At 64.8% G+C, this 24,925-nt stretch carries 24 protein-coding genes; 8 read left to right on the top strand and 16 right to left on the bottom strand.

Features of this window, described 5'->3' with window-relative positions:
- Positions 1-24: 24 nt before the first annotated feature.
- The gene (locus AC3G7M_RS17990) at positions 25-1,476 is read right to left on the bottom strand and encodes a sensor domain-containing diguanylate cyclase (RefSeq protein ID WP_489213511.1); all 1,452 of its coding nucleotides are present in this window, start codon (positions 1,474-1,476) and stop codon (positions 25-27) included.
- Between the two features lie 256 nt (positions 1,477-1,732).
- Here AC3G7M_RS17990 and AC3G7M_RS17985 point away from each other — a divergent pair, with 256 nt between their 5' ends.
- Positions 1,733-3,430: a thiamine pyrophosphate-binding protein gene (locus tag AC3G7M_RS17985; protein ID WP_489213510.1), complete on the top strand. Its 1,698-nt coding sequence runs from the start codon at positions 1,733-1,735 to the stop codon at positions 3,428-3,430.
- A gap of 447 nt (positions 3,431-3,877) precedes the next feature.
- Here AC3G7M_RS17985 and AC3G7M_RS17980 read toward each other — a convergent pair whose 3' ends face one another.
- The 3 genes from AC3G7M_RS17980 to AC3G7M_RS17970 all read right to left on the bottom strand — a co-directional run bounded on the left by AC3G7M_RS17980 (position 3,878) and on the right by AC3G7M_RS17970 (position 6,252).
- Positions 3,878-4,651, bottom strand: a complete 774-nt coding sequence (locus tag AC3G7M_RS17980; RefSeq protein ID WP_489213509.1) for a DUF5677 domain-containing protein — start codon at positions 4,649-4,651, stop codon at positions 3,878-3,880.
- A 199-nt stretch (positions 4,652-4,850) separates the two neighbouring features.
- Entirely contained in the window at positions 4,851-5,339 is a 489-nt protein-coding gene (locus tag AC3G7M_RS17975; RefSeq protein ID WP_489213508.1) for a GNAT family N-acetyltransferase, read from the bottom strand.
- Between the two features lie 7 nt (positions 5,340-5,346).
- The gene (locus tag AC3G7M_RS17970) at positions 5,347-6,252 is read right to left on the bottom strand and encodes a LysR family transcriptional regulator (RefSeq protein ID WP_489213507.1); all 906 of its coding nucleotides are present in this window, start codon (positions 6,250-6,252) and stop codon (positions 5,347-5,349) included.
- Positions 6,253-6,352: 100 nt separating this feature from the next.
- On the opposite strand from AC3G7M_RS17970, the gene AC3G7M_RS17965 reads away from it, so the two are divergent.
- The gene (locus tag AC3G7M_RS17965) at positions 6,353-7,510 is read left to right on the top strand and encodes an MFS transporter (protein ID WP_489213506.1); all 1,158 of its coding nucleotides are present in this window, start codon (positions 6,353-6,355) and stop codon (positions 7,508-7,510) included.
- A gap of 30 nt (positions 7,511-7,540) precedes the next feature.
- Positions 7,541-8,575 carry an aldo/keto reductase gene (locus AC3G7M_RS17960; protein ID WP_489213505.1) on the top strand — a complete coding sequence of 345 codons (1,035 nt, stop codon included), beginning with the start codon at positions 7,541-7,543 and terminating at the stop codon, positions 8,573-8,575.
- Positions 8,576-8,606: 31 nt separating this feature from the next.
- On the opposite strand, the gene AC3G7M_RS17955 is transcribed toward AC3G7M_RS17960, so the two are convergent.
- The 4 genes from AC3G7M_RS17955 to AC3G7M_RS17940 form a co-directional block, all read right to left on the bottom strand.
- Positions 8,607-8,867 carry a BrnA antitoxin family protein gene (locus tag AC3G7M_RS17955; RefSeq protein WP_489213504.1) on the bottom strand — a complete coding sequence of 87 codons (261 nt, stop codon included), beginning with the start codon at positions 8,865-8,867 and terminating at the stop codon, positions 8,607-8,609.
- The gene (locus AC3G7M_RS17950; protein WP_489213503.1) at positions 8,827-9,099 is read right to left on the bottom strand and encodes a BrnT family toxin; all 273 of its coding nucleotides are present in this window, start codon (positions 9,097-9,099) and stop codon (positions 8,827-8,829) included. Before AC3G7M_RS17950 ends, AC3G7M_RS17955 begins: the two co-directional genes overlap by 41 nt.
- A gap of 61 nt (positions 9,100-9,160) precedes the next feature.
- A complete protein-coding gene (locus AC3G7M_RS17945) occupies positions 9,161-9,844 on the bottom strand; it encodes an SIMPL domain-containing protein (RefSeq protein WP_489213502.1) in 684 nt (227 codons plus the stop codon).
- Positions 9,845-9,980: 136 nt separating this feature from the next.
- The gene (locus tag AC3G7M_RS17940) at positions 9,981-12,488 is read right to left on the bottom strand and encodes a GcvT family protein (RefSeq protein ID WP_489213501.1); all 2,508 of its coding nucleotides are present in this window, start codon (positions 12,486-12,488) and stop codon (positions 9,981-9,983) included.
- A gap of 227 nt (positions 12,489-12,715) precedes the next feature.
- Between AC3G7M_RS17940 and AC3G7M_RS17935 the strand changes: the two genes are divergently transcribed.
- Positions 12,716-13,366, top strand: coding sequence for an NAD(P)-dependent oxidoreductase (locus AC3G7M_RS17935; RefSeq protein ID WP_489213499.1), 651 nt, complete (start codon positions 12,716-12,718; stop codon positions 13,364-13,366).
- 15 nt (positions 13,367-13,381) lie between these two features.
- On the top strand, positions 13,382-14,224 hold the full coding sequence (locus tag AC3G7M_RS17930) for a cytochrome b (RefSeq protein ID WP_489213497.1): 843 nt from the start codon (positions 13,382-13,384) through the stop codon (positions 14,222-14,224).
- 60 nt (positions 14,225-14,284) lie between these two features.
- On the opposite strand, the gene AC3G7M_RS17925 is transcribed toward AC3G7M_RS17930, so the two are convergent.
- Both AC3G7M_RS17925 and AC3G7M_RS17920 read right to left on the bottom strand, forming a co-directional pair.
- Positions 14,285-15,724: an amidase gene (locus tag AC3G7M_RS17925; protein ID WP_489213496.1), complete on the bottom strand. Its 1,440-nt coding sequence runs from the start codon at positions 15,722-15,724 to the stop codon at positions 14,285-14,287.
- Positions 15,725-15,727: 3 nt separating this feature from the next.
- Complete coding sequence (locus tag AC3G7M_RS17920) at positions 15,728-16,132, bottom strand: VOC family protein (protein WP_489213495.1); 405 nt, start codon at positions 16,130-16,132, stop codon at positions 15,728-15,730.
- 249 nt (positions 16,133-16,381) lie between these two features.
- Here AC3G7M_RS17920 and thiM point away from each other — a divergent pair, with 249 nt between their 5' ends.
- The 3 genes from thiM to AC3G7M_RS17905 are packed head-to-tail and all read left to right on the top strand — an operon-like array spanning position 16,382 to position 19,343.
- The gene (gene thiM, locus AC3G7M_RS17915) at positions 16,382-17,167 is read left to right on the top strand and encodes a hydroxyethylthiazole kinase (RefSeq protein WP_489213494.1); all 786 of its coding nucleotides are present in this window, start codon (positions 16,382-16,384) and stop codon (positions 17,165-17,167) included.
- The gene (locus AC3G7M_RS17910; protein ID WP_489213493.1) at positions 17,167-18,525 is read left to right on the top strand and encodes an LLM class flavin-dependent oxidoreductase; all 1,359 of its coding nucleotides are present in this window, start codon (positions 17,167-17,169) and stop codon (positions 18,523-18,525) included. The genes thiM and AC3G7M_RS17910 overlap by 1 nt, the downstream gene beginning before the upstream one ends.
- A complete protein-coding gene (locus AC3G7M_RS17905; protein WP_489213492.1) occupies positions 18,522-19,343 on the top strand; it encodes a sulfurtransferase in 822 nt (273 codons plus the stop codon). Before AC3G7M_RS17910 ends, AC3G7M_RS17905 begins: the two co-directional genes overlap by 4 nt.
- On the opposite strand, the gene kdsA is transcribed toward AC3G7M_RS17905, so the two are convergent.
- From kdsA to AC3G7M_RS17875, 6 genes are all read right to left on the bottom strand, one after another.
- Complete coding sequence (gene kdsA, locus AC3G7M_RS17900) at positions 19,340-20,167, bottom strand: 3-deoxy-8-phosphooctulonate synthase (RefSeq protein ID WP_489213491.1); 828 nt, start codon at positions 20,165-20,167, stop codon at positions 19,340-19,342. The two genes, AC3G7M_RS17905 and kdsA, sit on opposite strands and share 4 nt — an antisense overlap.
- Positions 20,167-21,798, bottom strand: coding sequence for a CTP synthase (gene pyrG / locus AC3G7M_RS17895; RefSeq protein WP_489213489.1), 1,632 nt, complete (start codon positions 21,796-21,798; stop codon positions 20,167-20,169). Before pyrG ends, kdsA begins: the two co-directional genes overlap by 1 nt.
- A 73-nt stretch (positions 21,799-21,871) precedes the next feature.
- Positions 21,872-22,216, bottom strand: a complete 345-nt coding sequence (gene secG / locus AC3G7M_RS17890) for a preprotein translocase subunit SecG (RefSeq protein ID WP_489213488.1) — start codon at positions 22,214-22,216, stop codon at positions 21,872-21,874.
- A 196-nt stretch (positions 22,217-22,412) separates the two neighbouring features.
- Positions 22,413-22,826: an RNA polymerase-binding protein DksA gene (gene dksA / locus AC3G7M_RS17885; RefSeq protein ID WP_489216096.1), complete on the bottom strand. Its 414-nt coding sequence runs from the start codon at positions 22,824-22,826 to the stop codon at positions 22,413-22,415.
- A 157-nt stretch (positions 22,827-22,983) separates the two neighbouring features.
- A complete protein-coding gene (locus AC3G7M_RS17880) occupies positions 22,984-23,937 on the bottom strand; it encodes a carbohydrate kinase family protein (protein ID WP_489213487.1) in 954 nt (317 codons plus the stop codon).
- 34 nt (positions 23,938-23,971) lie between these two features.
- Positions 23,972-24,910: a glycosyltransferase family 2 protein gene (locus AC3G7M_RS17875; RefSeq protein ID WP_489213486.1), complete on the bottom strand. Its 939-nt coding sequence runs from the start codon at positions 24,908-24,910 to the stop codon at positions 23,972-23,974.
- Positions 24,911-24,925 lie beyond the last annotated feature (15 nt).

Genomic DNA, 24,925 nt, shown 5'->3' with positions numbered 1-24,925 from the left:
GACGCTCGGCCCGGCGCCCTGCGTTCAGGCCGCCCCGACCTGATTGCGGCCTGCGCTTTTGGCGGCATAGAGCGAAGCATCAGCCGCCGCAATCAGGGCTCGGATTGTGGTCCGTGGCCCCGCCAAGGCGATACCGATGCTGACCGTGACGTAAGACGCCGTGGGACTATCCGGGTGGTGCAGCCCCAGCTCGCGCACGGCATTCAGGATCGCCTTTGCCCGGGCTTCGGCCATGGCGGGATCGGCGCCGGGCAGGATGACGGCGAATTCCTCACCGCCGAAGCGTGCGGCAATCTCGCCCGGTCCATGCAGGGCCCCCTGCACCGCCTGGGCGACGCGATACAGACAGTCGTCGCCGGCCAGATGGCCCAAGCTGTCATTGTAGCGCTTGAAATGATCGACATCGATCAGCAGCAGGCTAAGCCGTCTCCGGTGGTCTGCGGCTTGGTCAAGGCTGTCGGCCAGCACATGGTTGAAATAGCGCCGGTTGAACAGCGCGGTCGTGGCATCGACATGCGCCTGCTCGGCAAGCCGCTGGTTCAGGCGCATGACGCGGGCATGCAGCCAGGTCAGTTCGCGCAGATAGATGGTCAGAACGGGCAGGGCGCAGGTGATGGAGAAGGCGCGGCCGATATACCATCCCATGGAGTAGCGGGCGCCGGCCATCAGCGTCAGCACGACGTCGATGGTCGCCGCCAGCACCGCAATGAACAGGCCAAGGTCGATCACGCTGCGGCCGCGGGTGACGAGCACCACGGCGGCCAGAGCACCGATATTCAGCAGCAGCACCGTCCCTCCGGTCGTGGTCAGGGTCAGGTTGCCGTAGCTATGTCCGGTGAGCAGCACCGGCAGCAGGGACTGGAAGCGGGTGACGAGGATTTCGAGGCCGATGACGATGCCCAGGATGAAGGCTGCGATCAGCAATCCGTCATAGGCGCGAGGGGCGCCTGCCGCGGTATCGTGCTCGCGCCGCCAGCGCATCGCCATGGCGATGCCGATCAGGCAGGGAAAGCCGCCATGCCAGAAGACCCACAGCCATATGGCGCTTTGCGGGCCGGCGTGAAACAGGCCGGCGGCGCTGGCGATTCCGGGAAAGACAAGCGCCTGACCCGTCGCGACCGAGCCGCTGAACAGATAGGCCCCGCCCAGCCACAGCAGATCATAGCGGCGGGCGAGTGACGCGTGCATCAGCAGCAGCGCGGCCGTGATCAGGTCGGCGACCACGATGATGGCCAGAAAGGCCGGAATGAAGCCGGGCAATATATCCCAGGGCCGGCTGGCATGGGCGGAGACGCCGAGGAAGATGCCGATCAGGAGCGCGCCCATGGCGCCGGAGACCCGGACGCTGAAGACCGAGGCTGCCTCGCTGCCCAAGCCTGTCGAGAGAACCATATCCTGACCCGTCAGGCCGTCCGACCGGGCAGGGCCTTGGCCTGCAGGCGGCGCGACGTTTGGCAATTTCTGGCGCTGCGTCATCCGTTCTCATTTGAACCGTTTAATTTCCTTTCCTATGGCGGATCGGAAATGTCCACTGTGGCGCGGTTGCAGTCGCCGCTCGGCCTGGCCGGTGCGGCGCAACAATCTGCCCCTTCGCCGAAGGCCCGCGCAGCATCGGTCCATCGATGCGGATGCCGGAACCAGCATTCTTGCGAATTTGCCCTGGCCGGCTATCGATGGTGGTGCAGGGGTGAAAATTAGTCAATAATACTGACGTTCTTCAGGAGCGATGCCGATGACATCAGGTCCCATCACCGCCGTCGATGACGCCCGCTACCGGCGCGGGGCGGCTGTCCTGCTTGAAGTCCTGCGGAGCGAGGGCGTCGACTACATCTTCGGCAATCCGGGCACGACGGAACTGCCGCTGATGGATGCGCTCACCGGGGCGCCGGATATCGCATATATCTGGGCTCTGCAGGAGGCGAGCGCGGTCGCCATGGCGGACGGCTATGCGCAAGCGGCGCGCCGTCCCGGCTTCCTCAACCTGCATACCGCCGGGGGCTTGGGCCATGGCATGGGCAATCTGCTCAATGCCCAGGTCTCGCAGACGCCCCTGGTCGTCACCGCCGGCCAGCAGGATTCGCGCCATACCATCACAGACCCGCTGCTCTTCGGCGATCTGATCCAGATCGCGCGTCCGGCCGTGAAATGGGCGCAGGAAGTGGCGCATGCCGATCAGCTGCCCATCCTCATCCGCCGCGCCTTTCATGATGCGAATGCCGCCCCCGCGGGCCCTGTCTTCCTGTCGCTGCCCATGGATGTGATGGAGGAGATGAGCGCGGTCGGCATCGCCGCACCCTCGGTCATTGACCGCCGCACCGTTGCCGGGTCGCTGGATGATCTGGCGCGGCGGCTGGCCGCCGTCACGCCCGGCCGGCTTCTCATCATCGCGGGTGACGAGGTCTATTCCAGCGACGCGGCGGCTGAGGTCGCGAAACTTGCCGAGACGCTGGGGGCCGAGGTCTATGGTTCCTCCTGGCCCTCGCGCCTGCCATTCCCCACCGCCCATCCGCTCTGGGCCGGCAATATGCCCAATAAGGGGCGCGAGATTTACGACAAGCTGACCGGGTATGACGCGATCTTCGCGCTCGGCGGCAAGTCGCTCATCACCATCCTCTATTCTGCCGGCCCGATCATTCCTGCCGGTTGCGTGGTCTATCAGATGTCGACCGACGTGCGCGACCTTGGCCGCACCTATCAGACTGAGCTTTCGGTGGTGGGAGATATCCGCGCCTCGCTCCGCGTGCTGCAGCCTTTGCTTGAACAGGCAACCGCGCCGCGCCGTAGCGTCTATGACGGGCTGGTGGCCAAAGCCGCTGACCGGCGTGCCCAGCATCGGGCAAGCCTCGCGGCGCGAGCGGCGGCGGACTGGGACGCGCCGCGCATCACGCCGCTGGTGGCCGCTCAGGAAGCCGCGCGCGCCATCGGCCCCGATATTTCTATTGTTGATGAGGCGATCGCGACATCGGTGCATCTGCGAGAGTTCCTTGATAGCAACTCGGCCAGCCAATATTCCTTTCTGCGCGGCGGCGCGCTGGGCTGGGGCATGCCGGCGGCGGTCGGCTGCTCGCTCGGTCTCGGGCGGCAGCCGGTTGTCTCTCTGGTGGGGGACGGTGCGGCGCTCTATTCCCCGCAGGCGATCTGGACGGCGGCGCATGAAAACCTGCCCGTCACTTTCGTCGTTATGAACAATCGCGAATACAATATTTTGAAAAACTTCATGAAAGGGCAGGAGGGGTATCTCTCCACCCGCAGCAACCGTTATATCGCCATGGATATCGAGGCACCGGCGATTGACTATCTGGCGCTGGCCGCATCCTTCGGCGTGCCCGCGCGCCGGGTGACGCGCGCGGCCGATATCGCCCCCGCCATCGAAGCCGGCATCGCGTCGGGCACTGCGAACCTTGTCGAGATCGTCATCGGGATTGAATGAGGTTCCCACCATCATTCGCCCAACTGCGACCGTCATTCGCGGACGTGTTCCGCGAACCTACCCGCTGCGGCGCCCAAACAACGATGCCCTGCCGGGTAGACCCGCGTGACGAGCGCGCGGGTGACGAGGCTGGTGCGTGCTCTTGATCGAACCTAAACCGATCGAGGCCTGGCGAAGGCCGAGCCTTGTCTCGCTAGATTGCCCACAGCCGTCTCAAGGGCAGTGAGACGCAGCTTCACTTCCCGCATGTCCTCGCGCACAGTCGTCAGGTCGCTCCGCATGGCGCGGAGAAGTTCCAAAACCAGATTGTCAGACACGTTCCGACTCATTGGCCATACCCTCCGGCGTCCTGGTATCAGGACCTCTTTGGCTAGGTCGCTCAGCTTAGGGGTAGATACGAGTCCTTCCTAAGGGTGCCATATCATCTCTGATGAGCTGGCCGAGAAGCTAATCCGCTCTTACAGCCTTTGCTATATCTGCAAATTCGACTTCCACGGCGCTGAGCTTTGGGCTGGCGGTAGTAAAGCCTAAAATCTCATTTGTTCCTACGGCCACGCCTATCATAGCATGGCATAGGAGAAAAATTGTTGATAAAATTTCTTTATTCGACGTTGCCGCTTCGACGCTCATGACCAGCTCTGTGTGATTTTCTGCTACCTGTTCCCGACGCAGATGACGCCCTAAAGCTGTCACTGAGCAGTGGACCCCGTCCAGTGACAGCATCGCATACTGGGTGTACGCCGCTTCTACCGATCCGTTGGCCGCCGTCTTACGCGCATTCAGCTTTTTCCGCGCAGGAAATGCTTTCCCAATATCTTTGATGATACCGCGGAGTACGAGGTTATCCAGGGTGTTTATATCGACATCGTGTGTCTTCGATAGTCGAAGAGTCAACTCGCCGAGCGACTGCCGGTTCAATGCTTCATCGTTTAGCATATCTTGCACGAAATCAGCCCCCCGCTCTCGCAGCGCACCTATCCAAAGCAGATTCTCGTATAGACAGCGGGTCAGTGACCTGGCCTCCATCACGTGATCCTGCTGAAGCAGCAAGATGGCTGCGCGAAAATTAGATATGCTTCGGCATAAGATGGCCAGACCAACAACTTTGGGACTGCGAGCCCCCTCTTGCCCAAGTTCCACTTGCGCGGCACCAACCACCTCGATTGCGATGCTTATTATCTTCTCGGAGTAATCGATTGCCTTTGTTGTTTCTACGTCCATCGTGCATGGCCTCTTACAGAGCCTCTATCATAATCCTACGGCGATCTTGGTGGACTTTAATGTCGTTCACCTTTCATTATAAAGAAGAAAAGTCCCATACTTAAAAGCGGGCATCGGGTGCATCAGAGTAGTGTCATGCGCCGGGTGGCGCCAGGACGAACACGACGCAGCAGCAGCGTCATGCGCCGCCCATTGCCGTTCAATCCGCATTGCACGTTCTTAAAGCGTAAAGGCGCTTCTCCATAAAAAGGCTGATGGGCGTGGATTGATAGGGACGGAAGGGACCGCATTCCACAAAACCTGCCGCGCGATACAGGGATTGCGCCTCGATATTGCGGGTGCCCACTTCCAGCAGGATGGCATGGGCGCCAAGGCGCTGTGCTTCCGCTTCGGCACCCTGCAGCAGCTTCCGGCCGGCACCCCGCCCGCGCGCCTCTGCATCAACGATCATACGCTTGAGTTCGATTGTGCCGTCACCGCGCTCCAGCAAAGCGCAGAAACCGAGCAGGGATTCCCCTTGGCGGACAACGACGACATGGATACCCGGCTTCGCGAGTACTTCAGGCGTGATGGGTCGTCTGTATTCGCCGGGGTAAAGACGGGCAGCCACATCATCTGACTGCCGCAACAGCGCGGCGATATCTGTCTGGAGGGGGCTCTCAACCCCAACGATCAGCTTTTGGGTCATGCTTGCCTCACGCCACCCGTCCGCGTTCCGCCAAAAAATCCAGCAGTGCCCGCACGCGCGAGGGAAGGGGGCCGCCCTGGCCGATATGGATGGCGTGGAACTCTTCCGGCGCGCCGGCGTCGAGATGCTGCAGGATCGGCACAAGCCGCCCGGCCGCGATATCCTCCCGCACCGTGAAACCGGCCAAGCGCGCGATGCCGCTGCCGCCGATTGCCAGATGGCGTAGCGCCTCGCCGTCGCTCGCCTGCACGCGTCCGACCGTCGGCACCACCACCGTCTCACCGGCTTCTCTCAGCGGCCAGCCATCGATCGCGCGGACATAGCTGAAGCCGAGACGGTTATGCCGGTCCAGGTCGGCGATCGTCCGCGGCTCCCCGAACCGCGCCAGATAGCCAGGGGAGGCGAGGATGATCAGCGCTGTCTCCCCCAGTTTGCGCGCGACAAGAGTAGAGTTTTTCAAAGGCCCGGCGCGCACCGCGACATCCGTCCGCTCGGCCAGCAGGTCCACCACCGCATCGGTCTGGGTGATGTCGAGGCTGATTTCGGGATAGCGCGCCAGGAAGTCGGGCAGAATCCCGGCCAGGATGTGGTTGGCGTAGGAGGCGCTGGTATTGATGCGCACCCGCCCCACCGGCCGCTCACCCGCGCCCGCGGCCCGCTCAGCCTCCGCCAGGTCGGCCAGGATGCGCGTTGCCCGCTCATAGAAGGCCGAACCCTCCGGCGTCAGCTGAAAGCGGCGGGTGGACCGGTTGATCAGCCGGGCGCCCAGCCGCGTTTCCAGCCGGGCGATCAGCTTGCTGACGGCCGAAGGCGTCATGCGGCAGAGGCGGGCGGCGGCGGAAAAGCCCCCTTGCTCCACCACTTGGGTGAAGACCTCCATCTCACCCGCGCGATTGATGTCGGTACGCGCCATTCGGTCGTTCAATTCATATATGCTGTGCCTATCGGCATTCTATATCATGCCCGCGCCGCGGCCTATCTCTGTCCTCAGATTTTGAGGATGGAACAGAACCATGCCGCTGGCGCTCTACGCCCTGACGGCCGGGGCCTTTGGCATCGGCGTCACCGAATTCGTCATCATGGGCCTGCTGCTCAATGTCAGCGCCAGCCTTGGCGTGTCGATCGCGACCGCAGGCCTGCTCATCTCGGGCTATGCGCTGGGCGTGGTGGTGGGGGCACCGGTGCTGACCGTGCTCACCGGCCGCTTGCCGCGCAAAACCGTGCTGGTCGCGCTGATGGTCATCTTCACGCTGGGCAATGCGGCCTGTGCGCTGGCGCCGAGCTATGGCCTGCTGATGGCCGCGCGGGTGCTCACGGCACTTGCCCATGGCACCTTCTTCGGCGTCGGTTCCGTGGTCGCGACGGAGCTGGTCGCACCCAACAAAAAAGCCTCCGCCATTGCGGTCATGTTCACGGGCCTGACGGTCGCCAATATCCTGGGCGTGCCGCTCGGCACCTGGATCGGCCAGGAACTCGGCTGGCGCGCAACCTTCTGGGCGGTGGCGCTGGTGGGGCTCGCCGCCACGGCGATCATCGCGGCCCTGGTGCCGCAGGATACGCATCCGCCCCAGGCGTCTGACTGGCGGGCCGATCTGCGCGCCATCCTGCGCGCGCCGGTGCTGCTCGGCCTCCTGATGACGGTATTGGGCTATGCCGGTGTCTTCGCGGTCTTCACCTATATCGCGCCGATGCTGATCGAGATCAGCGGCTTCGGCGCCCATGCCGTCTCCCCCATTCTGCTTATCTTCGGCGGCGGCTTGGTTATCGGCAATCTGCTCGGCGGCCGCTTCGCGGACCGGCATGTGCTGGCGACCATTTTCGGCACGCTGGCGGCGCTCGCCCTTGTCCTGGCGCTGATGACGCCGGGGCTGCATTCGCCCGTGATCGCCATCGTACTGGTCGGGCTGCTGGGGGCAGCCGGTTTCGCGACGGTCGCACCCCTGCAAAGCTGGGTTCTGTCGAAAGCCGTGGGCGCGGGGCAAAGCTTGGCCTCCAGCTTCAACATCGCCGCGTTCAATCTGGGCAATGCGGTCGGTGCCTGGGCTGGTGGTGTGGTCATCGCCCATGGCCCCGGCCTCACCTATGTGCCGCTCGTCGCCGCACTCTTTCCGCTCGGCGCCATGGCGGTCGCGTTCGTCGCCGTTCAGGGCCGCCGCACTGCCGTCATCTGACCCCACCATCGTTTTCACAAAGGCATGGACATGGATTATCGTTCTCTCGGACGCTCCGGTCTCAAGGTTCCGGTGCTCAGCTTCGGTGCCGGCACGTTCGGCGGCTCCGGCCCCCTCTTCGGCGCCTGGGGCAATACCGATGTGACGGAGGCGCGCCGCCTCGTCGATATCTGCCTTGATGCCGGCCTCACCTTGTTCGATACGGCGGATGTCTACTCAAATGGCGCATCTGAGGAGGTTCTGGGTGCGGCCATCAAGGGTCGCCGCGACAGCGTGCTGCTCTCCACCAAAACCAGCCTGCCGATGGGTGACGGCCCGAACGATGCAGGCTCATCCCGCCTGCGCCTGATCCGCGCGGTGGAGGATGCGCTGCGCCGCCTGGGCACGGATTACATTGATCTCCTCCAGCTCCATGCCTTCGATGCCGGCACGCCGGTCGAGGAGGTTCTGTCAACGCTGGACAGTCTCATCCGCGCAGGCAAGCTGCGCTATATCGGCGTCTCGAATTTCGCCGGCTGGGAGATCATGAAATCGCTGGCGGCGGCCGAGCGGCACGGCTGGTCGCGCTATGTCGCCAATCAGGTCTATTACTCCCTGGTAGGGCGTGACTATGAGTGGGAGCTGATGCCGCTCGGTGCCGATCAGGGTCTTGGCGCCATGGTCTGGAGTCCCCTCGGCTGGGGCCGGCTCACCGGCCGCATCCGGCGTGGCTCGCCTCTGCCGGCGGGCAGCCGCCTGCATGAGACGGCAAGCTTCGGGCCGCCAGTCGCGGATGACGTCCTGTTCCGCGTGGTCGATGGGCTGGACGCGATCGCGGAGGAGACGGGCAAAACGGTGCCGCAGATCGCGCTCAACTGGCTGTTGCAGCGTCCGACCGTCTCCTCGGTCATCATCGGCGCGCGCAATGAAGCGCAGTTGCGGGATAATCTCGGTGCGGTCGGCTGGTCGCTGAGCCCAGAGCAGATCGCGCGGCTGGATCAGGCAAGCCTGCTGACCGCGCCCTATCCCTATTTCCCCTATCGCCGGCCGGGCGGTTTCGCGCAGCTGAATCCGCCCTTGGTGTGACGCGGCTGGGGCCTATGCGCCTCTTCGCATCTCAGCCGCGGCGGAGGGCCTCGCGCAGCAGCGCATTGACGCGGCTTTGCCAGCCGGCGCCCGTGCGCCGCCAGCCATCCAGCACGTCCTGATCAAGCCTCAGGCTGACGAGGCGCTTGGGTGTTGTGGTAGGCGGGCGGCCACGGCGCAGGATCGTCTCGCCGTCACGAATTTCGGCGCGCGCGAAATCTTCTTTGGTCAGTTCGGGCGCGTCGTCTGGATCAACCCATTCGCTCGCGCCAGAGGGCTTCTTCCCGGGCATGGGCATACCTCATTGAAATGATGCGGCGGGCCGCACCGCGCGGGGTCCAAACGACTACGACCAGCCGGCCATTGAGCGTGCCGGCAGTAATGAATCGGCTCTCGCCATACTCTTCGCGGTCGTCTGGAATGGTCGCCGTGCGGCCGGCAAAAAGTTGCGCCACTTCGGCGAAGTCCAGGCCGCGATTAGCAAGAGTGATCGCGCGCTTATGCGGATCGAACTCAAGGTCCATAAGTAAATGTAGCTACAATAATCCTGATGTCAAGATTATTTGTAGCTACAAAAATACAGGTCTACTCCTCCAGCCGCGCGTCACCCGAGACGGTCGCCGAGACCGTCTGTTCCTCGGACTGCGCGCTGGGGGGCGCCTTGGCCTCCGGCGCCATCGTCGCCATCATGCGCATCAGCGGGCGGGGGCCGGGCTGGCTGTCATCGCCCACCGTCACGCTGCTGAAGCCATGGGCCTGCAGATGCAGCAGCTTGGCGACGACATCGGCTTGCGCGGTCAATTTATCGACCGCCTTCGCCACCGCCTGTTCATAGGTCTTTTCGGCAAGCGCCGGTGACAGCTGCCAGGTGAGATCGCCGACGGCCAGGCCCTGCGTCTGCAATTGACCGATCAAGGCCAGCAGTCCAGCACCGTCATGGGAACGCAGCGCAATCCCCTGGCTCGCATGCCAGACGTCCTTCGGATCGGTCTCATGCCAGACGGAATAGGTGGTGGTGCTGGCGGTGACAGCGGCGAGGTTCTTCGCCGCGCCGAGCGCCTTGGCGACGAGGTCATTCACTTGTGCCTGGGCCGCGCCTGCGCTGGGCGCATCGGCCTGCGCCGTGAGCTGGGCCACCAGCTCATCCGGCATGGTGGTGACGGTGGCGGTGACCGAGAGATGCAGGATGGTATCGGCATGGGCCGCTGGGGCGATGAGCAGTCCGCCCGCGCAGAAGGCGGCGGCCAGGGTGCCTGTGGTCTTTCGCATGATCAGGACCTTCCAAAACGACATCACCCGCGGATGAGGTCCGCGGGTGATGAGGGTAGCGGTCAGGCCATGGCCCTTTTATGGCCGCAAGATAGGGCCGATTTGAGACGAGTTGACAGCTGTCAACTCGTCCCGTTTAGGACCTAAGTGCGTCATTGGCCGGGTCGAAGGGGCTGTCGGCGATGACCGTCGCACGGTGGCGCACGCCGAGGATGGAAATCTCCAGCGCCTGGCCCAGCTGGGCGAGGTCCGGCCGGACCATGGCGAGTGCCAGGGACTTGCCCACGCGCCAGCCGTAGCCGCCCGAGGTGGTGCGCCCGACCAGTTCCTCGCCGATATAGATCGGTTCCGAGCCGCGGGCATCCGCATCCGTCACGCCATGCACGTCCAGGGTGACGAAGGCGTTCTTCAGGCCGGCTTCCTTCCAGGCGAGCAGCGCGTCGCGGCCGTGGAAATCGCCTTTCTTCATCGACACGAAGCGGTCGAGACCCGACTCGTAAGCGGAATACTCGATCGACATCTCGCGCGGGATGATCTTGTAGCTCTTCTCCAGGCGCAGGCTGTCCATGGCCTTGATGCCGAAGGGCTTGAGGTCGAATTCCGCGCCCGCCTCGAACAACTTGTCGAAGATGTAGTTCTGCATTTCGATCGGGTGGTGCAGCTCCCAGCCCAGCTCGCCGACATAGTTCACACGCATGGCAAGCGCCGAGGCGGCGCCGACCGAGATCATGCGGCCCGTGAGCCAGGGGAAGGCAGCGTTCCCGAGATCGGTATCCGTCAGCTTCTGCAGCAGATCGCGTGCGCGGGGGCCGGCCAGCACCAGCACGCCGTACTGGGTGGTGACGCGGGCCAGCTTGACGCTGCCGTCGGTGGGCAGCAGCTTCTCCAGATAGTCATGGTCGTGCCGCTCCAGCGCGCCCGCCGAGACGAGGTAGAAGGCCGAAGGACCCATCGAGAAGATGGTGAATTCGGAGCGCACGCCGCCGCGCTTGGTCAGCAGATAGGACAGCTGCACGCGGCCGACCTTGGGCACTTTGGTCGTCAGGATGCTTTCCAGCCACTGCGCCGCACCGGGGCCCGTCACCTCCAGCTTGGCGAAGGCGGACATATCGAGCACGCCGACCTTCTCATGCACATGGCGCGCTTCCTGGCCGACGAAAGCGAAGGCGTTGGAGCGGCGGAAGCTCCACTTCTCCCGGATGCGGCCATCCGCGCCGGCATCGGCGTGGTTCTCGTTGAGCAGCACGTCCGGCTTGTCGAGATCGGCTTCGCTGAGAGCATAGCCCTCGGGGGCGAACCAGCCCGGACGTTCCCAGCCATAGACAGTGCCGAAGACGGCGCCCTTGGCGGCCATGCGGTCATAGCAGGGGCTGCGCTTGAGGCCACGGGCGGCGCCGCGCTCCTCTTCCGGGTAATGCACGGAGAAGACCTTGGCATAGGCTTCCTCGGTCTTCTGGCGCAGATAGCCGCGGCCGGCATAGGGGCCGAAGCGGCGCGGATCGACTCCCATCATATCGACCGAAGGCTCGCCCTCGACGATCCATTCCGCGAGCTGCCAGCCGGCGCCGCCGCAGGCGGTGATGCCGAAGCTGTGGCCCTCGTTGAGCCAGAAATTCTTGAGGTGCCAGGCGGGCCCGACGATCGGGCTGCCGTCCGGCGTATAGGCGATGGCGCCGTTATAGACTTTCTTCACACCCACTTCGCCGAAGGCGGGCACGCGCTCGATCGCGGTCTCGATATAGGGGGCCAGACGGTCCAGATCTTCCTGGAACAATTCGTATTCGGATTTGTCGGACGGCCCGTCGACATAGCAGCAGGGCGCGCCGACCTCGTACGGACCCAGCAGCAGGCCGCCGGCTTCCTCGCGCATATACCAGGAGCTGTCGCTTTCGCGCAGCACGCCCATTTCGGGCAGGCCCTTCGCGCGCCGCTCCATGATCAGCGGGTGCTGTTCGGTGACGATATACTGATGCTCGACCGGGATCACGGGGATGTCGAGGCCGACCATCTCACCTGTCTTGCGGGCGAAGTTGCCGGTGGCGGAAACCACATGCTCGCAAGTGATGTCGCCCTTGTCGGTGGCGACGACCCATTCGCCGTTCGGCTTCTGGGTGATGCCGGTGACGGTGGTGTAGCGGTAGATCTCGGCGCCCAGATTGCGCGCGCCGCGGGCCAGCGCCTGGGTCAGATCCGCCGGCTGCACGTAGCCGTCTTCCTTATGCTGAATGGCGCCGAGGATGCCGTGGGTTTCCATCAGCGGCCAGATCTCCTTCACCTGTTCGGGCGTCAGGAAATCGACGTCAACGCCGATGGTGCGCGCGATGCCGGCGTAATAGCGGTATTCGTCCATCCGGTCCTGGGTGCGGGCCAGGCGGATATTGGAGACGGTGGACAGGCCGACATTCAGCCCGGTTTCAGCCTCCAGCGACTTGTACAGATTGACCGAATATTTATGGAGCTGGCCGACCGAGTAGCTGAGGTTGAACAGCGGCAAGAGCCCCGCCGCATGCCAGGTGGAGCCCGAGGTCAGCTCCCGCCGCTCGATCAGCACAACGTCGCTCCAGCCTTTCTTGGCCAGATGGTAGAGCGTGCTGACGCCGACCGCGCCTCCGCCGATGACGACTACGCGCGCTTGGGTCTTCATACGGCTACCTACAGCTCAGTGTGACGTTCCCTGCAGGATAGGAACCTCAGGGGCTCTGGCAACAGAAGGTTGGCGCCGGGCGGTTTGAAGGTTTCCGCCTTGGGGCCGGGCGCTACGCCCCCAAACGACAAGACTGGCTTTATGTCAGGCCCGGCCCATAGTTGTGTCAGGGGAAGAACCGGCCATGCAAGGCGGGCGACTTCGGCTGAGGCGATAGGGGAAGCGGGATGAAGGTCATCGTCTTCGGCAGCACGGGCGGCACCGGCCTCGCGACATGCCGCGCGCTCGCCGCGGCCGGCCATCAGGTCACGGCCTTTGCCCGCGATCCGGCTAAGCTCCCCACCATTCCGTCCGTCACACCGCGCCGCGGCGATGTGATGAAGGCAGCGGATGTGGCGGCCGCTGTGCCCGGCCATGATCTGGTGATCGTCAGCCTGGGCAATAGCCAGAACCCCTTCGCTTTGATGGTCGGCGCGCGCCGCACGACGCCCGCCAATGTCTGCGACATCGGCACCGGCCATATCATCGCCGCCATGCAGGCCGGCGGTCCGCGCCGCTTGCTGGTCGTCAGCGCCTTCGGCATCGGCGACACCCGTGACCGGCTGCCCTTCGCCTTCAAACTCTTCTACCGGACGGTCCTGCGCGAGCACATGGCGGACAAGGAAAAGCAGGAGGCGCTGGTCAAAGCCTCCGGCCTGGATTGGACGCTGGTCCAACCCGTGGGTCTGACCGACGGCCCCGCCACCGGCACCTGGCTCGCCGATACCCAGGGCACCATCCGGCGCCAGCAGATCAGCCGCGCCGATGTCGCAGCCTTTTTCGTCTCTGTGCTGGGCGATGAGCGCTATGCCGGCGCCACCGTCGCCCTGTCAGGCTGAGGGCGCTGCAGATCCATGATGGCCCTTTGGTATTGCGTGCTCGCGGTGTTTCTCGCCGTCACCCTCAACCATCGCGGCCGGTTCGTCCGCAGCCTGGCGACCGTGGTTGCCGCGCTCAGCCTCGTGCTGATGGTGAGTTCCATTTTCCTCGCGGATTTTGATGGCACATTCGCGCATAAGCTGACCCGGCCTCATGCGGCCGATGGTCTCAAGCCGCTGATCCTTAATCTGCAGGGCATCGTGGGCACGGTCGGGATTGTGTTCCTGCTCTGGGCCAGCGGGCGTCAGTATCGCCGGCGGGAGGTCTCGCCCCTGCCGCTGCGCAATGCCGGCGGCGCCTTCGGGTTCGTTTCGCGCTACGCCCATTGGATGGTCGCGGTCCTGATTCTCGCCCTCATCCCCATGGGCCTGTTCATGTCGATCCTGCCGGCGGACTCGCCGGATCGCGGCAGCTTTGTCGATGCGCATCAGACCATGGGTCTTGTGGTGCTGATCCTGGTCATCGCCCGCCTGGCCTGGCTGTGGCGCAACCAGCCGCCGGCTTTCGCGGGCGGTCTGAAGCTCTGGGAGCCACGGCTGGCCCATGCCGCCCATATCGCGCTCTATGGGCTGATCCTGGCCTATCCTCTCACCGGGCTGTTCATGACCTTGGGCCGCGGCGAGACGGTGCGGTTCTTCGGCGCGCAGCTATCCGCGCTGTTCGGCCCGAGCCCGGAATGGTCCCTAGGTCTCACGATCCTGCATGACTATGTCTTGCAGGTTTTATTTTACATCGTCTTGTTCATGCATGTCGGCGCCGTCCTGAAGCACCATTTCCTTGACCGCCGCTTGATGGATGTCAGGCGGATGCTGCGGTGATGGAATGCAGTGCAGGCGCCAGGGCTTGCGCGTCGTCAACCGGTTTCGCGCAGCAATACGCTAGGTCCCGAGAGCGGGCGGGCGCTTCTCCGGCCAGCGGGTCGCAAGATCATAAGCCTGGCCCAGTTGCAGAACTGACAATTCGGCCTGATGCGGCCCCATGATCTGCATGCCCATGGGTAGGCCAGCCTCATTGAACCCCACCGGCACGCTGAGCGAGGGCAGCTGTGCATTGGTCGCCAGGATCACGACCTCCATCCAGCGGTGATAGGTATCCATCGGGCGCCCCGCGATATCGTGGGGCCAATCCCAGTCGGCGGGGAAGGGAAAGACCTGGGCCGTCGGCAGGACAAGATGATCGTAGCGCTCGAAGAGAGACAGCATATGCAGGAAGAAGCGGGAGCGGACGGCAAGCGCCCGGCTGATCGCCGTGCCCGACACGTTCAGGCCGCGCGCCACTTCCCAAAGGGCTGCGGGCTTCAGCAGATCGCGCCGCGCCGGGTCCTGGTAGGCCTCACCCAGATTGGCCGCGACCCCCCAGGAGCGCAGCAGCGTCCAGGCCTCCCATAATTCCTCCATGGGAAAGCCGAGGGAGAGCGGTTTAACCTGGCAGCCGAGGCCTTCGAGCACGGCCAAGCCCTGCTCGCAGAGCGGCAGAATGCCGGGCTCCATCGCCAGATAGCCGTCCAGATCGCCCAGCCAGCCGATGCGCCTTCCGGTCACGGGCACGTCCAAAGGCTGGCTGATGCTGGCACCCGATTGCTGGATGGAGAGCGGCATGCGCGGGTCTGGGCCAGCCTGAACCGAGAAGAGAAGGGCCAAGTCTTCGACGCTGCGGGCCATGGGGCCGAGCACGCCAAGGCTTGCCGCAAAAACGTCCGCGGCATCATCAGGCACGCGGCCGAAACTGGGGCGGAAGCCGAATACATTGTTGAAGGCCGCCGGGTTGCGCAAAGACCCGCCATGGTCTGACCCGTCAGCCAGCGGCAGCATATGGGTGGCGAGCGCAACCGCCGCGCCGCCCGAACTGCCGCCTGCCGTGCGGCTATGGTCATAGGGGTTCAAGGTGGTGCCGAAGACCGGGTTGTAGGTATGCGACCCGAAGCCGAATTCCGGCACATTGGTTTTGCCGATGAAGATGGCACCCGCCTGGCGCAGCCGCGCCACCATGGGCGAATCGGCCTGGGCGACGGCGTCGCGGAACAAAGGCGAGCCCTGGGTGGTCGGCAGGCCGACGACCTCCTCCAGATCCTTGACCGCCATGGGCATGCCATGCAGCGGGCCGATGGGGCCGCTTTGGCGCAGGATCTCGTCCTGCTCGCGCGCCTCGGCCAGCAGGCTCGGCCGATCGATGCGGGAGACGATGGCGTTGACGCTCGGATTGACCGCGTCGATCCGGTCCAGAAAGGCCGTCATGACCGATACCGCAGACCGCTTGCCGCTGGTGAGGTCCTGCGCGAGAGCGGTCGCGGAGAGCGTCGTCGGGTCGATATCGGTCACGCGTCAGGCCTTCGGCTTGTGCTTGTGAAAGGCGCAGGCAAGCTTGTTGCCGTCTGGATCGCGCACATAGGCCACATAGAAGCTCGGCTCATAGGCGGGCCGGGTACCGGGCTCACCGTCATCGGAACCGCCATGGAGAAGGGCGGCCTGATGGAAGGTCTTGACCTGTGCCTCGCTGCGGCCGCGCAGCGCGATCATGGTGCCATTGCCCGGAGAGGGGGGCTGGCCGTTATAGGGTTTACAGATCCAGAAGCTCGCGCCGGCATCGTAACTCGGTCCCCAGCCGATGAATTCCGCCGAGGATTCGGAACTGCGCGAAAAGCCGAGGGTCGCGAAGACTGCGTCATAAAAGGCCGCGCTCCGTTCCAGATCGCTGACACCGATGGTCGTATAAAGAATGAGCGTCATGGCATGTCCTGACCTGAAGCGGGGGTTCTTCGTGCCATAACTCGCCTCGGGTGTCAGCGCATGCCGTGTTATGTCTTTGGGGCATGACGCCTGGTTTTTGACTCCCTCACTGTTCAGGCATCGCGGCCAGACGAGGGTTGCCTACCTGCCTGTCGGCTATCCGCGTCAGAAAAGATTTTTTCTCCCATAGCGTCCGATCTCCGTATGAGGGTAAATTACATTATCTACAATTCTTGATAGGTAATTACCATGCGGGAAGTTTCGTGGCGCGATGCGGAGGTGCGGGCAGCGCTCGTCGCACTCAAGCAGACGGGCCCCTTCGTCTATGGGCTGACCAATTATATTGCCGCCAATCTGAGCGCGAATGTCCTGCTCGCGGTCGGTGCCGGCCCCGCCATTGGCGCCGCCCCCGGGTGGCCTCGCGCTTTCGGCGCTGGTGCTTCGGCCGTCTGGATCAATGCCGCTGCCCTGATGAGCAGCGGTGCCGATACCCTGCTGGAGGCCGCGCGCGCCGCCCATGAGGCCGGCACGCCCTGGGTGCTGGACCCGGTGGCGATCGGCGCCGGCGCGCCCGAATACGATGCCATCATCCGCGAACTGCTGACCTGGCGGCCGACCGTGGTGCGCGGCAATGCCTCTGAACTCATCGCCCTCGCGGGTGCCGGTGCGGGCGGCAAGGGCGTGGAAACCACTGCCACGGCCGAGGAGGCACGCGCCGTCCTCAGTGACCTGGCGCTATCTTCGGGCAGCATCGTCGCGGTCAGCGGGCCGGTGGATTACATCACCGATGGCCGTAGCCTGATCGCGGTCAGGGGCGGAGATGCGCAGCTGACGAAGGTCACCGGTGCCGGCTGCACCCTGGGCGCGCTCATCGCCGCGCTCCTCGGCCCGCGCGGGGATGCGCTGGAAGCGACCGCGGCGGCGCATGCAATCTACGCCGTCGCCTCAGAACGCGCGGCCGCGCGCAGCCGTGGCACGGCAAGTTTTGCCACCGCCTTCGTTGATGAACTGTCTCTGCTCGATCCGGCGGAGTAATGGCTAAGACCCAGATGCGGCTGGCGGCGTTCCTGAATGCCGGGCCGCAGGGCACCGCCGGCTGGCGCCACCCCGAAGCTAGCCAGGCCATGCTGACGGCGGCCCACTACCGGCGTATCGCGGAGGTTCTGGAGGCGGCGAAATTTGATCTCGCCTTTGTCCCCGACGCGCTCAGCGTACCGCGCTCGCTGGGCAATTCCTTTGCGCCGGCGGTGACATGGGGGGCCGGCACGCCGCGTCTGGACCCGATCCCGGTCATCACCCTGATGGCGGCGGCGACCACCCATCTGGGTGTTGCCGCAACCGTCTCCACCGGCTGGCAGGAGCCCTATAATCTCGCGCGCTCCTTCGCGACGCTGGATCACCTTTCGGGCGGCCGCTGTGCCTGGAATGTCGTGACCAGCTTCCAGGATGCGGAGGCACAGAATTTCGGCGATGCGAAACTGCCGCCGCGCAGTGAGCGCTATGCTCGCGCCGAGGAATGTCTGGAGGCCACGGCCCGGCTTTGGGACAGTTGGGCGGACGACGCCATCATCGCCGACCGTGAAAGCGGCATCTTCGGCCGGCCGGAATCGGTGGAGGCGGTCGATTACCGCGGCCATTATGTCAGCGTGCAGGGGCCGCTTTCAGTGCCGCGGCCGCCCCAGGGCTATCCCGTCATCATCCAGGCCGGCGCCTCCCCGGCGGGGCGGGATTTCGCCGCGCGCTGGGCCGATGTCATTTTCAGCTCGAATGAATCGCTCGACTCCGCGATCGACTTCTATCGGGATATCAAAACCCGCGCCGCGGCGGCGGGGCGCGACCCCGACCAGATCAAGATCCTGGCGGCGGCGACGACCGTCATCGGCCGCGATCTGCGTGATGCCATGGAAAAGCATGAAGCCGTCTTCGGCCTCGTGGTTCCCGAAGCGGGGCTGTCGCGCCTTGCCTATCACGTCAATGTCGATCTCACGCGCTATGATCTCGACGGCCCTTTGCCCAGCCTGGAGGAGGTCGGCGTCGAGGGGCATTACCGCGAGGTGGTGGAATTCGCCCGGCGCGAGAAGCTGAGCGTGCGGGATATCGGCCGCTGGTACGGCGCGCGCACCGAGGGCAATATGATCGGCTCGGCCCAGGATATCGCGGATAATATGGAACATTGGATAGATGCTGGCGCCTGCGATGGCTTCATGATCCAGGCGACCCATGTGCCTGGTGCCTTTGAGGATTTCGCGGCCGCGGTGGTGCCTGAATTGCAGCGGCGCGGGCGTTTCCGCACGGACTATTCCGGCACGACCTTGCGCGAGAATCTGGGCCTCCACCGCCCTCAGCAGGGTGAATGGCGCAACCGGGTCAAGAAGACGGCAGCGGCGCCATGAGCAGCCTGCCGCCCGGGCCGCTCGTGCAGGCTGACTGGCTGCGCGCCCATATCGGCGACGTCCTGGTGCTGGATGCGAGCATCGACCGGCGGCCTGATGGGTATTTCCCGGGCGATGCCCTTTTTGCTACCGGCCATATTCCGGGTGCGCAGTTCGCCGATCTCGTCGCGGCTTTTTCCGATCCGGCCGCGCCTTTTCCTTTCACAGCCCCCAGCGCGGCGGGGCTGGAGCAGGCGGTGCGCCGGCTTGGGATCAGCGGGGACAGCGCTATCGTGGTCTATGACAGCCTGTCCGGCGCCTGGGCCGCGCGGCTGTGGTGGGTGTTGCGTGCCTTCGGCCATGATCGCGTCCGCGTGCTCGACGGTGGTCTTGCGGCCTGGAAAGCGGCGGGCGGCGCCGTGGCGCAGGGCCTCGCGGGGGTGAGGGCTGAGGGCAATTTTGTCGCCCGGACGCGCCCTGGATTTTTTGTCGGCACGGCGGAGATAGAGACCGCCATCGGCGCTGTGCCGATGCTGTGCGCGACACGGGTGGAGGAATTCGCGGCGGGCCATATCCCTGCGAGCCGGAGCCTGCCCTTTGCCAGCCTGCTCGGCGCGGATAACAGGCTTGATCTGGCGGCTGCGGCCCAGGCGCGCGCCACGCTTGGCCTCGCTTCGGGCGTGCCGGTGATCCTGTACTGCGGTGGCGGCATCAACGCGGCCGGCCTGGCGCTGGCCTTCGCGGCGCTCGGCGAGCACCGCGTGCAGATCTATGACGGGTCATTGAGCGAGTGGCGGGCTGACCCCGCCCGCCCGCTGGAGCGTGCTGGCGCGACCTAACGCTGACCCTGCTTGGCGAGGGTGTCGAAGGCTTTGAGGCGCGCGAGCACGGCCGTCATCTCACGCAGCGGAATCATGTTCGGCCCGTCTGACGGCGCATGATCGGGATCGGGATGGGTTTCCATGAAGATGGAGGCGCAGCCCACGGCCAGGGCCGCGCGTGCCAGAATGGGCGCGTATTCGCGCTGGCCACCGGATGAGGCACCCTGGCCGCCCGGCTGCTGCACGGAATGGGTAGCGTCGAAAACCACGGGATAGCCGGTGCGCGCCATCTCAGGCAGGCCGCGGAAATCCGTCACCAGCGTATTGTAGCCGAAGCTGGTGCCGCGATCGGTGAGCAGGATGCGCTCATTACCGGTGCTCGCGATCTTGGCGGCGACATTCTTCATGTCCCAGGGCGCCAGGAACTGGCCCTTTTTGACATTGATCGCGGCCCCCGTCTCGCCCGCGGCGAGGAGAAGATCCGTCTGGCGGCAGAGAAAGGCCGGGATCTGGATCACGTCCACAGCCTCGGCCGCCGCGGCGCATTGGCCGGCGTCATGCACGTCGGTCAGCACCGGCACGCCGAATTTTTCGCGAACCTCGGCCAGAATGGCGAGGCCACCGCTGAGGCCGATGCCGCGCTGGGCAGAGCCTGACGTACGGTTCGCCTTGTCATAGCTGCTTTTGTAGATGAGCGGGATGTCCAGGCTACGGCAAATGCCGACCAACTCCTCGGCGACTTCCAGCGCATGGTCCCGGCTCTCGATCTGGCAGGGACCGCTGATCAGGACGAAGGGCAGGTCGTTGCCGACTGTGACGGAACCAATGGCGACATTCGCCATCAGACGAGCCTCGCTTGTTGTACGCAGGCGCCGATAAAGCCTTTGAACAGCGGATGCGGATCGAAGGGCTTCGACTTCAGCTCAGGATGGTACTGCACGCCAATGAACCACGGATGGTCCGGGTATTCGATGATCTCGGGCAGCACGCCGTCGGGCGACAGGCCGGAGAAGCGCAGCCCCGCCGCTTCCAGCTTTTCGCGGAAGTGGATGTTCACCTCATAGCGGTGGCGGTGGCGCTCCTCAATGATGGCCGCGCCATCATAGACCTGCCGCACCAGCGAGCCGGCTGCAAGCGCCGCCGGATACGCGCCGAGGCGCATGGTGCCCCCCAGATCGCCGCTCGCCTCGCGGCGGACCAGCTCATCGCCCTGGGCCCATTCGGTCATCAGGCCGACGACGGGCGTCTCGCTGGGGCCGAACTCGGTGGAGGATGCATGGGGCAGGCCGGCCAGGTTCCGCGCCGCTTCGATACAGGCCATCTGCATGCCGAAGCAGATGCCCAAGAAGGGCACCTTGTGTTCCCGCGCGAAGCGCACGGCTTCGATCTTGCCCTCGGAGCCACGCTCGCCAAAGCCGCCGGGCACCAGAATGCCGTGAACACCTTCAAGCTTGGCGACCGAATTCGGCTCCTCGAAGACCTGGCTATCCACCCATTCGAGCTTCACCCGCATGCGATGCGCGATACCGCCATGGAACAGCGCTTCCGCGAGTGACTTATAGCTGTCGAGCAGATTCGTATATTTGCCGACCACCGCAATGCGAACCTCGCCTTCCGGGGAGCGGATCGCATCGGTGATAGCGTCCCAGCGGCTCATATCCGGCTCGGCATCGGTGGGCAGGCCGAAGTGACGCAGCACTTCGCGGTCCATGCCTTCGGCGTGATAGCGCGCCGGCACGGCGTAGATGCTGTCGACGTCGAGCGCCGGGATCACCGCGGAGGGGCGGACATTGCAGAAGAGCGCGATCTTGCGGCGCTCATTCTCAGGGATCGGACGGTCGCAGCGGCAGAGCAGCATCTGCGGCTGGATGCCGACATTGAGCAGCTCCTTGACCGAATGCTGCGTCGGCTTGGTCTTCAGCTCACCGGCCGAGGAGATATAGGGCACCAGGGTGAGGTGGACGAACATCGAGTTCTCCGGCCCCAGTTCATTGCCGAGCTGACGGATCGCCTCCAGGAAGGGCAGGCTCTCGATATCGCCGACCGTGCCGCCGATTTCGATGATGACGAAGTCCAGACCCTCGGTCTTGCGGACGACGGTTTCCTTGATGGCATCGGTGATATGGGGAATGACCTGGACGGTGCCGCCCAGATAGTCGCCGCGACGCTCCCGCGCGATGACCTCGGAATAGATGCGGCCGGTGGTGGCGTTATCCGCCTTGGTCGCATGCACGCCGGTGAAGCGCTCGTAATGGCCGAGGTCGAGATCGGTTTCGGCGCCGTCGTCGGTGACGAAGACTTCCCCATGCTGATAGGGGCTCATCGTTCCGGGATCGACGTTGAGATAGGGGTCCAGCTTGCGGAGTCGGATGGAGTAGCCGCGCGCCTGCAGCAGAGCACCCAGGGCGGCGGCGGCGATGCCCTTGCCCAAGGAAGAAACCACGCCGCCCGTCACGAAGATGTATCGCGTCATGGGCGTTCCTCATACAGGTTCAGACCCGGCCAGGGGAACCCTAGCCGAGCGGTTGGGCACAGATGCGAAAAGCTCAAGGCGTCGCGGGCGCGGAAGGCTGAGCGGGCTTGGCGGGCGTGGGGAGCACCGGCGCGGTGGTGGTGATGGGTGCCTTGACGGGGCCGTTGAAGATGGAACTGACACCGTTCGTACTATTGCGGGTCATCAGCGCCAGCACCAGCGACAAAGCCAGGAAAAGCGTGGCGAGAATCGCCGTCGTGCGGGTCAGCAGGTTTGCCGTGCCGCGGCCCGTCATGAAATTGCCCATGCCCTGGCCACCGCCGATGCCAAGTCCACCGCCCTCGCTGCGCTGGATCAGCACGACGCCGATCAGGGCGAGGGTCACAATGACGTGGATGACAAGCAGGACGGTAAACATGCGAAGCCTTTCGGGGGGATCACCCGCGCGCCTTCTAGCGAAGCTTCGCCGGGATGCAAAGCGCAGCTGCCTTGCGTTTGAACGATTGAAGGCTTTCCAGCCCGGCCACGGGGGCGCGGATGGATGGCCGCAGTATGAGGATAGTCTGCCGCGTCCAGACCCGGCTGAGGATCAGGACGCGGCAGCTATAGCCGGGTCAATCGTCCCGGTGGACGCGTTCCATACGCTCGTGGCGTTCCTGCGCCTCGATCGACAGGGTCGCGATGGGCCGCGCTTCCAGCCGCTTCAGGCCAATCGGCTCGCCGGTATCCTCGCAATAGCCGTAGGACCCGCTTTCGACCCGCTGCAGCGCCTGCTCGATCTTGGAAATCAGCTTGCGGGCGCGGTCACGCGTGCGCAATTCCAAAGCACGATCAGTCTCTACGCTAGCTCTGTCAGTAATGTCGGCTTCGACGATGCCACCTTCAGAGAGGCTGGCAAGCGTGCCATTGGCCTCCTTCAGTAGATCTTCCTGCCAGCGGAGCAATTTTCTACGAAAATACTCCACTTGCATCGGGTTCATGAACTCTTCGTCCTCAGTCGGACGATAGTCTTCGGGTAGCGTAATCATCATGCGGCAAAGTCTCCGCTGTCGCTTATCGGAACGACACCGAACGCGTTCGGCCGTTTGGGGCGGCTTATAGCGGGCCGTTCTCCCGGCGCCAAGCAGATTGCAACATGTTCAAGCTTCTGCAACACGCGCGCCGATTGACTCGGCCCGAAATGGCCTAAAGACCACGCTCAGCCATGAAGATTTCGACCTCAGCACGGCTGGGCATGGCGTCCATCCCACCGGGGACAGTCGCGACGATCGCGCCGGAAGCACACGCAAACCGACCAATCCGCGCCAAATTATCCGCGGCGAGGTCAAAATCCGATTCGAGCAGCCCGGCGAGGAAGGCCGCCATGAAGCTGTCGCCGCAGCCCGTGGTGTCCACGACCTTCACCGGGACGCCGGCCACCGCCACCCGCTCGGTCGGCGTGACGATTGTCGCCCCTTTTTCGGCCGCGGTGATGGCCGCGACCCGCAGCCCGTCATGCCAGAGCGACTCGAGCGCTGCCAGCGGATCGGCGATGCCGGTGATGATCGCCAGTTCGTCGGCGCCAACTTTGAGGATATTGGCAACGGCAATCACCTCGCGCGCAGCCGCGATCATGGCGTCCCGCGAGTCCCACAGCAGCGCACGCAGATTGGGATCGACCGAGATCTGGATGCCGGCCGCCTGGGCGACGGCGATGGCATGGCGCTGGGCGCGGGCCGACTCCGGCGCGGAGAGCACAAGGCTGTTCACATGGAGCAGGCGCGCCTGCTGGATGACGTCATCGGCGACCTCCGCGGGCGCATAGTTCGCGTCGGCGCAGTCCTGCCGGTAAAACAGGAAATCGCGGTCGCCATGCTCATCCAGCGTCACCACGGCGACGCCGGTGCGGTGGTCCTTCGAGACGACGATACGGTCGATGGCAGCGCCCGAGGCCGCGATTGTCCGTGTCAGCAAGCGGCCGAAGGCATCGTCGCCGACCTTGCTGAGCATGCAGACGGAGCGGCCGAGCTTGGCCAGGCCGACCGCCGCATTGCCGGGCGCGCCGCCCGGCTTGGCCGCGAAATTGAGCGCGCCGGCGGGGGCCGGCAGCGGCACCATATCGATCAGCAATTCACCCAGCGACGCGACTTCAAAGCCCATGACGTTCATTCCCCGTGGCAATGGCGCTCTATTGTCATGACTTGAATTTGGTTTCCATTCCCCTTCTGAGCCGCCGAAAAGCCTGCAGCAGGATCAGCAACCGTAGCGGCCGGAAGCGCCCGGCCATGCCCCGCGCCAGCAGCGGTACGGCGCCTTTCGCGTCACCCCGGCGCAACATCTCGCGGCCGGTGGCCCAGCAGATCTCCCGCCGGGCGCGCTGCAGCAGACGCCGCGCGCGGCCTGGACCGAGGCCACGCGATATGTCGGGATTGCTGGCGATGGCAGCCAGCGCGGGCTGGTAGGCGTCGATCCGTGTCGCGGTGCCATGCATGAGACTGCCGGCGCGGCGGCGCACGAAAAGAGCAGGAGGGCCACGGACGGCGGCAAACGGCCCCAGCGGGGCAAGACGGGTCCAGAATTCCCAGTCCTCGGCGAAGGTCAGATCCTCGCGAAACGGGCCGGCGGCACGCCAGGCGTCCGCGCGGATCAGGACATGGCCGCCATTGGCGAAGAGATTGCCGAGCACCAGCCTGGACAGCAGGTGCGGCGCAGGTGGCGCCCGGCGGTCATCGAGTGGGCCGGGTGCCTCGGGCGTCGCGGCCTCGGTCACGTAGGCGAAGCCGCCATGGGCCGCAACTGCCGCCGGGGCCTGTTCCAAAGCATGGACCAACGCCGCGAGCGTCGCCGGTGCCAGCCAGTCGTCCCCGTCCAGGAACAGCAGCGCATCGGCCGCAAGCGCGGCTTCATGACGCGCGCCCAGATTGCGCGCGGCCGAGACGCCGAGACCCTGGGTCCTCAGGCTGTGCAGGCGCGGAGAAGCATGATGGGCAATGACGCTGGGCGTGTTATCGGCGGAGCAGTCATCCACGACGATGACCGTTGTCTCGGCATGGCTTTGGCCAAGCGCCGAGCGGATCGCATCAGGCAGGAAGACCGCAATGTCGCGGGCCGCGATGATAACCGCGACCCGCATAGCACGAGGCTGCCG

It is taken from the genome of Acidisoma sibiricum (genome assembly GCF_057837225.1).
This window is presented reverse-complemented; position numbering and strand designations above follow the sequence as displayed.

Excerpts from the sequence above, each read along its gene's own strand:
- AC3G7M_RS17990 (WP_489213511.1), bottom strand. The coding sequence starts at position 1,476 with ATGACGCAGCGCCAGAAATTGCCAAACGTCGCGCCGCCTGCAGGCCAA.
- AC3G7M_RS17985 (WP_489213510.1), top strand. The coding sequence starts at position 1,733 with ATGACATCAGGTCCCATCACCGCCGTCGATGACGCCCGCTACCGGCGC.
- AC3G7M_RS17980 (WP_489213509.1), bottom strand. The coding sequence starts at position 4,651 with ATGGACGTAGAAACAACAAAGGCAATCGATTACTCCGAGAAGATAATA.
- AC3G7M_RS17975 (WP_489213508.1), bottom strand. The coding sequence starts at position 5,339 with ATGACCCAAAAGCTGATCGTTGGGGTTGAGAGCCCCCTCCAGACAGAT.
- AC3G7M_RS17970 (WP_489213507.1), bottom strand. The coding sequence starts at position 6,252 with ATGGCGCGTACCGACATCAATCGCGCGGGTGAGATGGAGGTCTTCACC.
- AC3G7M_RS17965 (WP_489213506.1), top strand. The coding sequence starts at position 6,353 with ATGCCGCTGGCGCTCTACGCCCTGACGGCCGGGGCCTTTGGCATCGGC.
- AC3G7M_RS17960 (WP_489213505.1), top strand. The coding sequence starts at position 7,541 with ATGGATTATCGTTCTCTCGGACGCTCCGGTCTCAAGGTTCCGGTGCTC.
- AC3G7M_RS17955 (WP_489213504.1), bottom strand. The coding sequence starts at position 8,867 with ATGCCCGGGAAGAAGCCCTCTGGCGCGAGCGAATGGGTTGATCCAGAC.
- AC3G7M_RS17950 (WP_489213503.1), bottom strand. The coding sequence starts at position 9,099 with ATGGACCTTGAGTTCGATCCGCATAAGCGCGCGATCACTCTTGCTAAT.
- AC3G7M_RS17945 (WP_489213502.1), bottom strand. The coding sequence starts at position 9,844 with ATGCGAAAGACCACAGGCACCCTGGCCGCCGCCTTCTGCGCGGGCGGA.
- AC3G7M_RS17940 (WP_489213501.1), bottom strand. The coding sequence starts at position 12,488 with ATGAAGACCCAAGCGCGCGTAGTCGTCATCGGCGGAGGCGCGGTCGGC.
- AC3G7M_RS17935 (WP_489213499.1), top strand. The coding sequence starts at position 12,716 with ATGAAGGTCATCGTCTTCGGCAGCACGGGCGGCACCGGCCTCGCGACA.
- AC3G7M_RS17930 (WP_489213497.1), top strand. The coding sequence starts at position 13,382 with ATGATGGCCCTTTGGTATTGCGTGCTCGCGGTGTTTCTCGCCGTCACC.
- AC3G7M_RS17920 (WP_489213495.1), bottom strand. The coding sequence starts at position 16,132 with ATGACGCTCATTCTTTATACGACCATCGGTGTCAGCGATCTGGAACGG.
- thiM (WP_489213494.1), top strand. The coding sequence starts at position 16,382 with ATGCGGGAAGTTTCGTGGCGCGATGCGGAGGTGCGGGCAGCGCTCGTC.
- AC3G7M_RS17910 (WP_489213493.1), top strand. The coding sequence starts at position 17,167 with ATGGCTAAGACCCAGATGCGGCTGGCGGCGTTCCTGAATGCCGGGCCG.
- AC3G7M_RS17905 (WP_489213492.1), top strand. The coding sequence starts at position 18,522 with ATGAGCAGCCTGCCGCCCGGGCCGCTCGTGCAGGCTGACTGGCTGCGC.
- kdsA (WP_489213491.1), bottom strand. The coding sequence starts at position 20,167 with ATGGCGAATGTCGCCATTGGTTCCGTCACAGTCGGCAACGACCTGCCC.
- pyrG (WP_489213489.1), bottom strand. The coding sequence starts at position 21,798 with ATGACGCGATACATCTTCGTGACGGGCGGCGTGGTTTCTTCCTTGGGC.
- secG (WP_489213488.1), bottom strand. The coding sequence starts at position 22,216 with ATGTTTACCGTCCTGCTTGTCATCCACGTCATTGTGACCCTCGCCCTG.
- dksA (WP_489216096.1), bottom strand. The coding sequence starts at position 22,826 with ATGATTACGCTACCCGAAGACTATCGTCCGACTGAGGACGAAGAGTTC.
- AC3G7M_RS17880 (WP_489213487.1), bottom strand. The coding sequence starts at position 23,937 with ATGGGCTTTGAAGTCGCGTCGCTGGGTGAATTGCTGATCGATATGGTG.
- AC3G7M_RS17875 (WP_489213486.1), bottom strand. The coding sequence starts at position 24,910 with ATGCGGGTCGCGGTTATCATCGCGGCCCGCGACATTGCGGTCTTCCTG.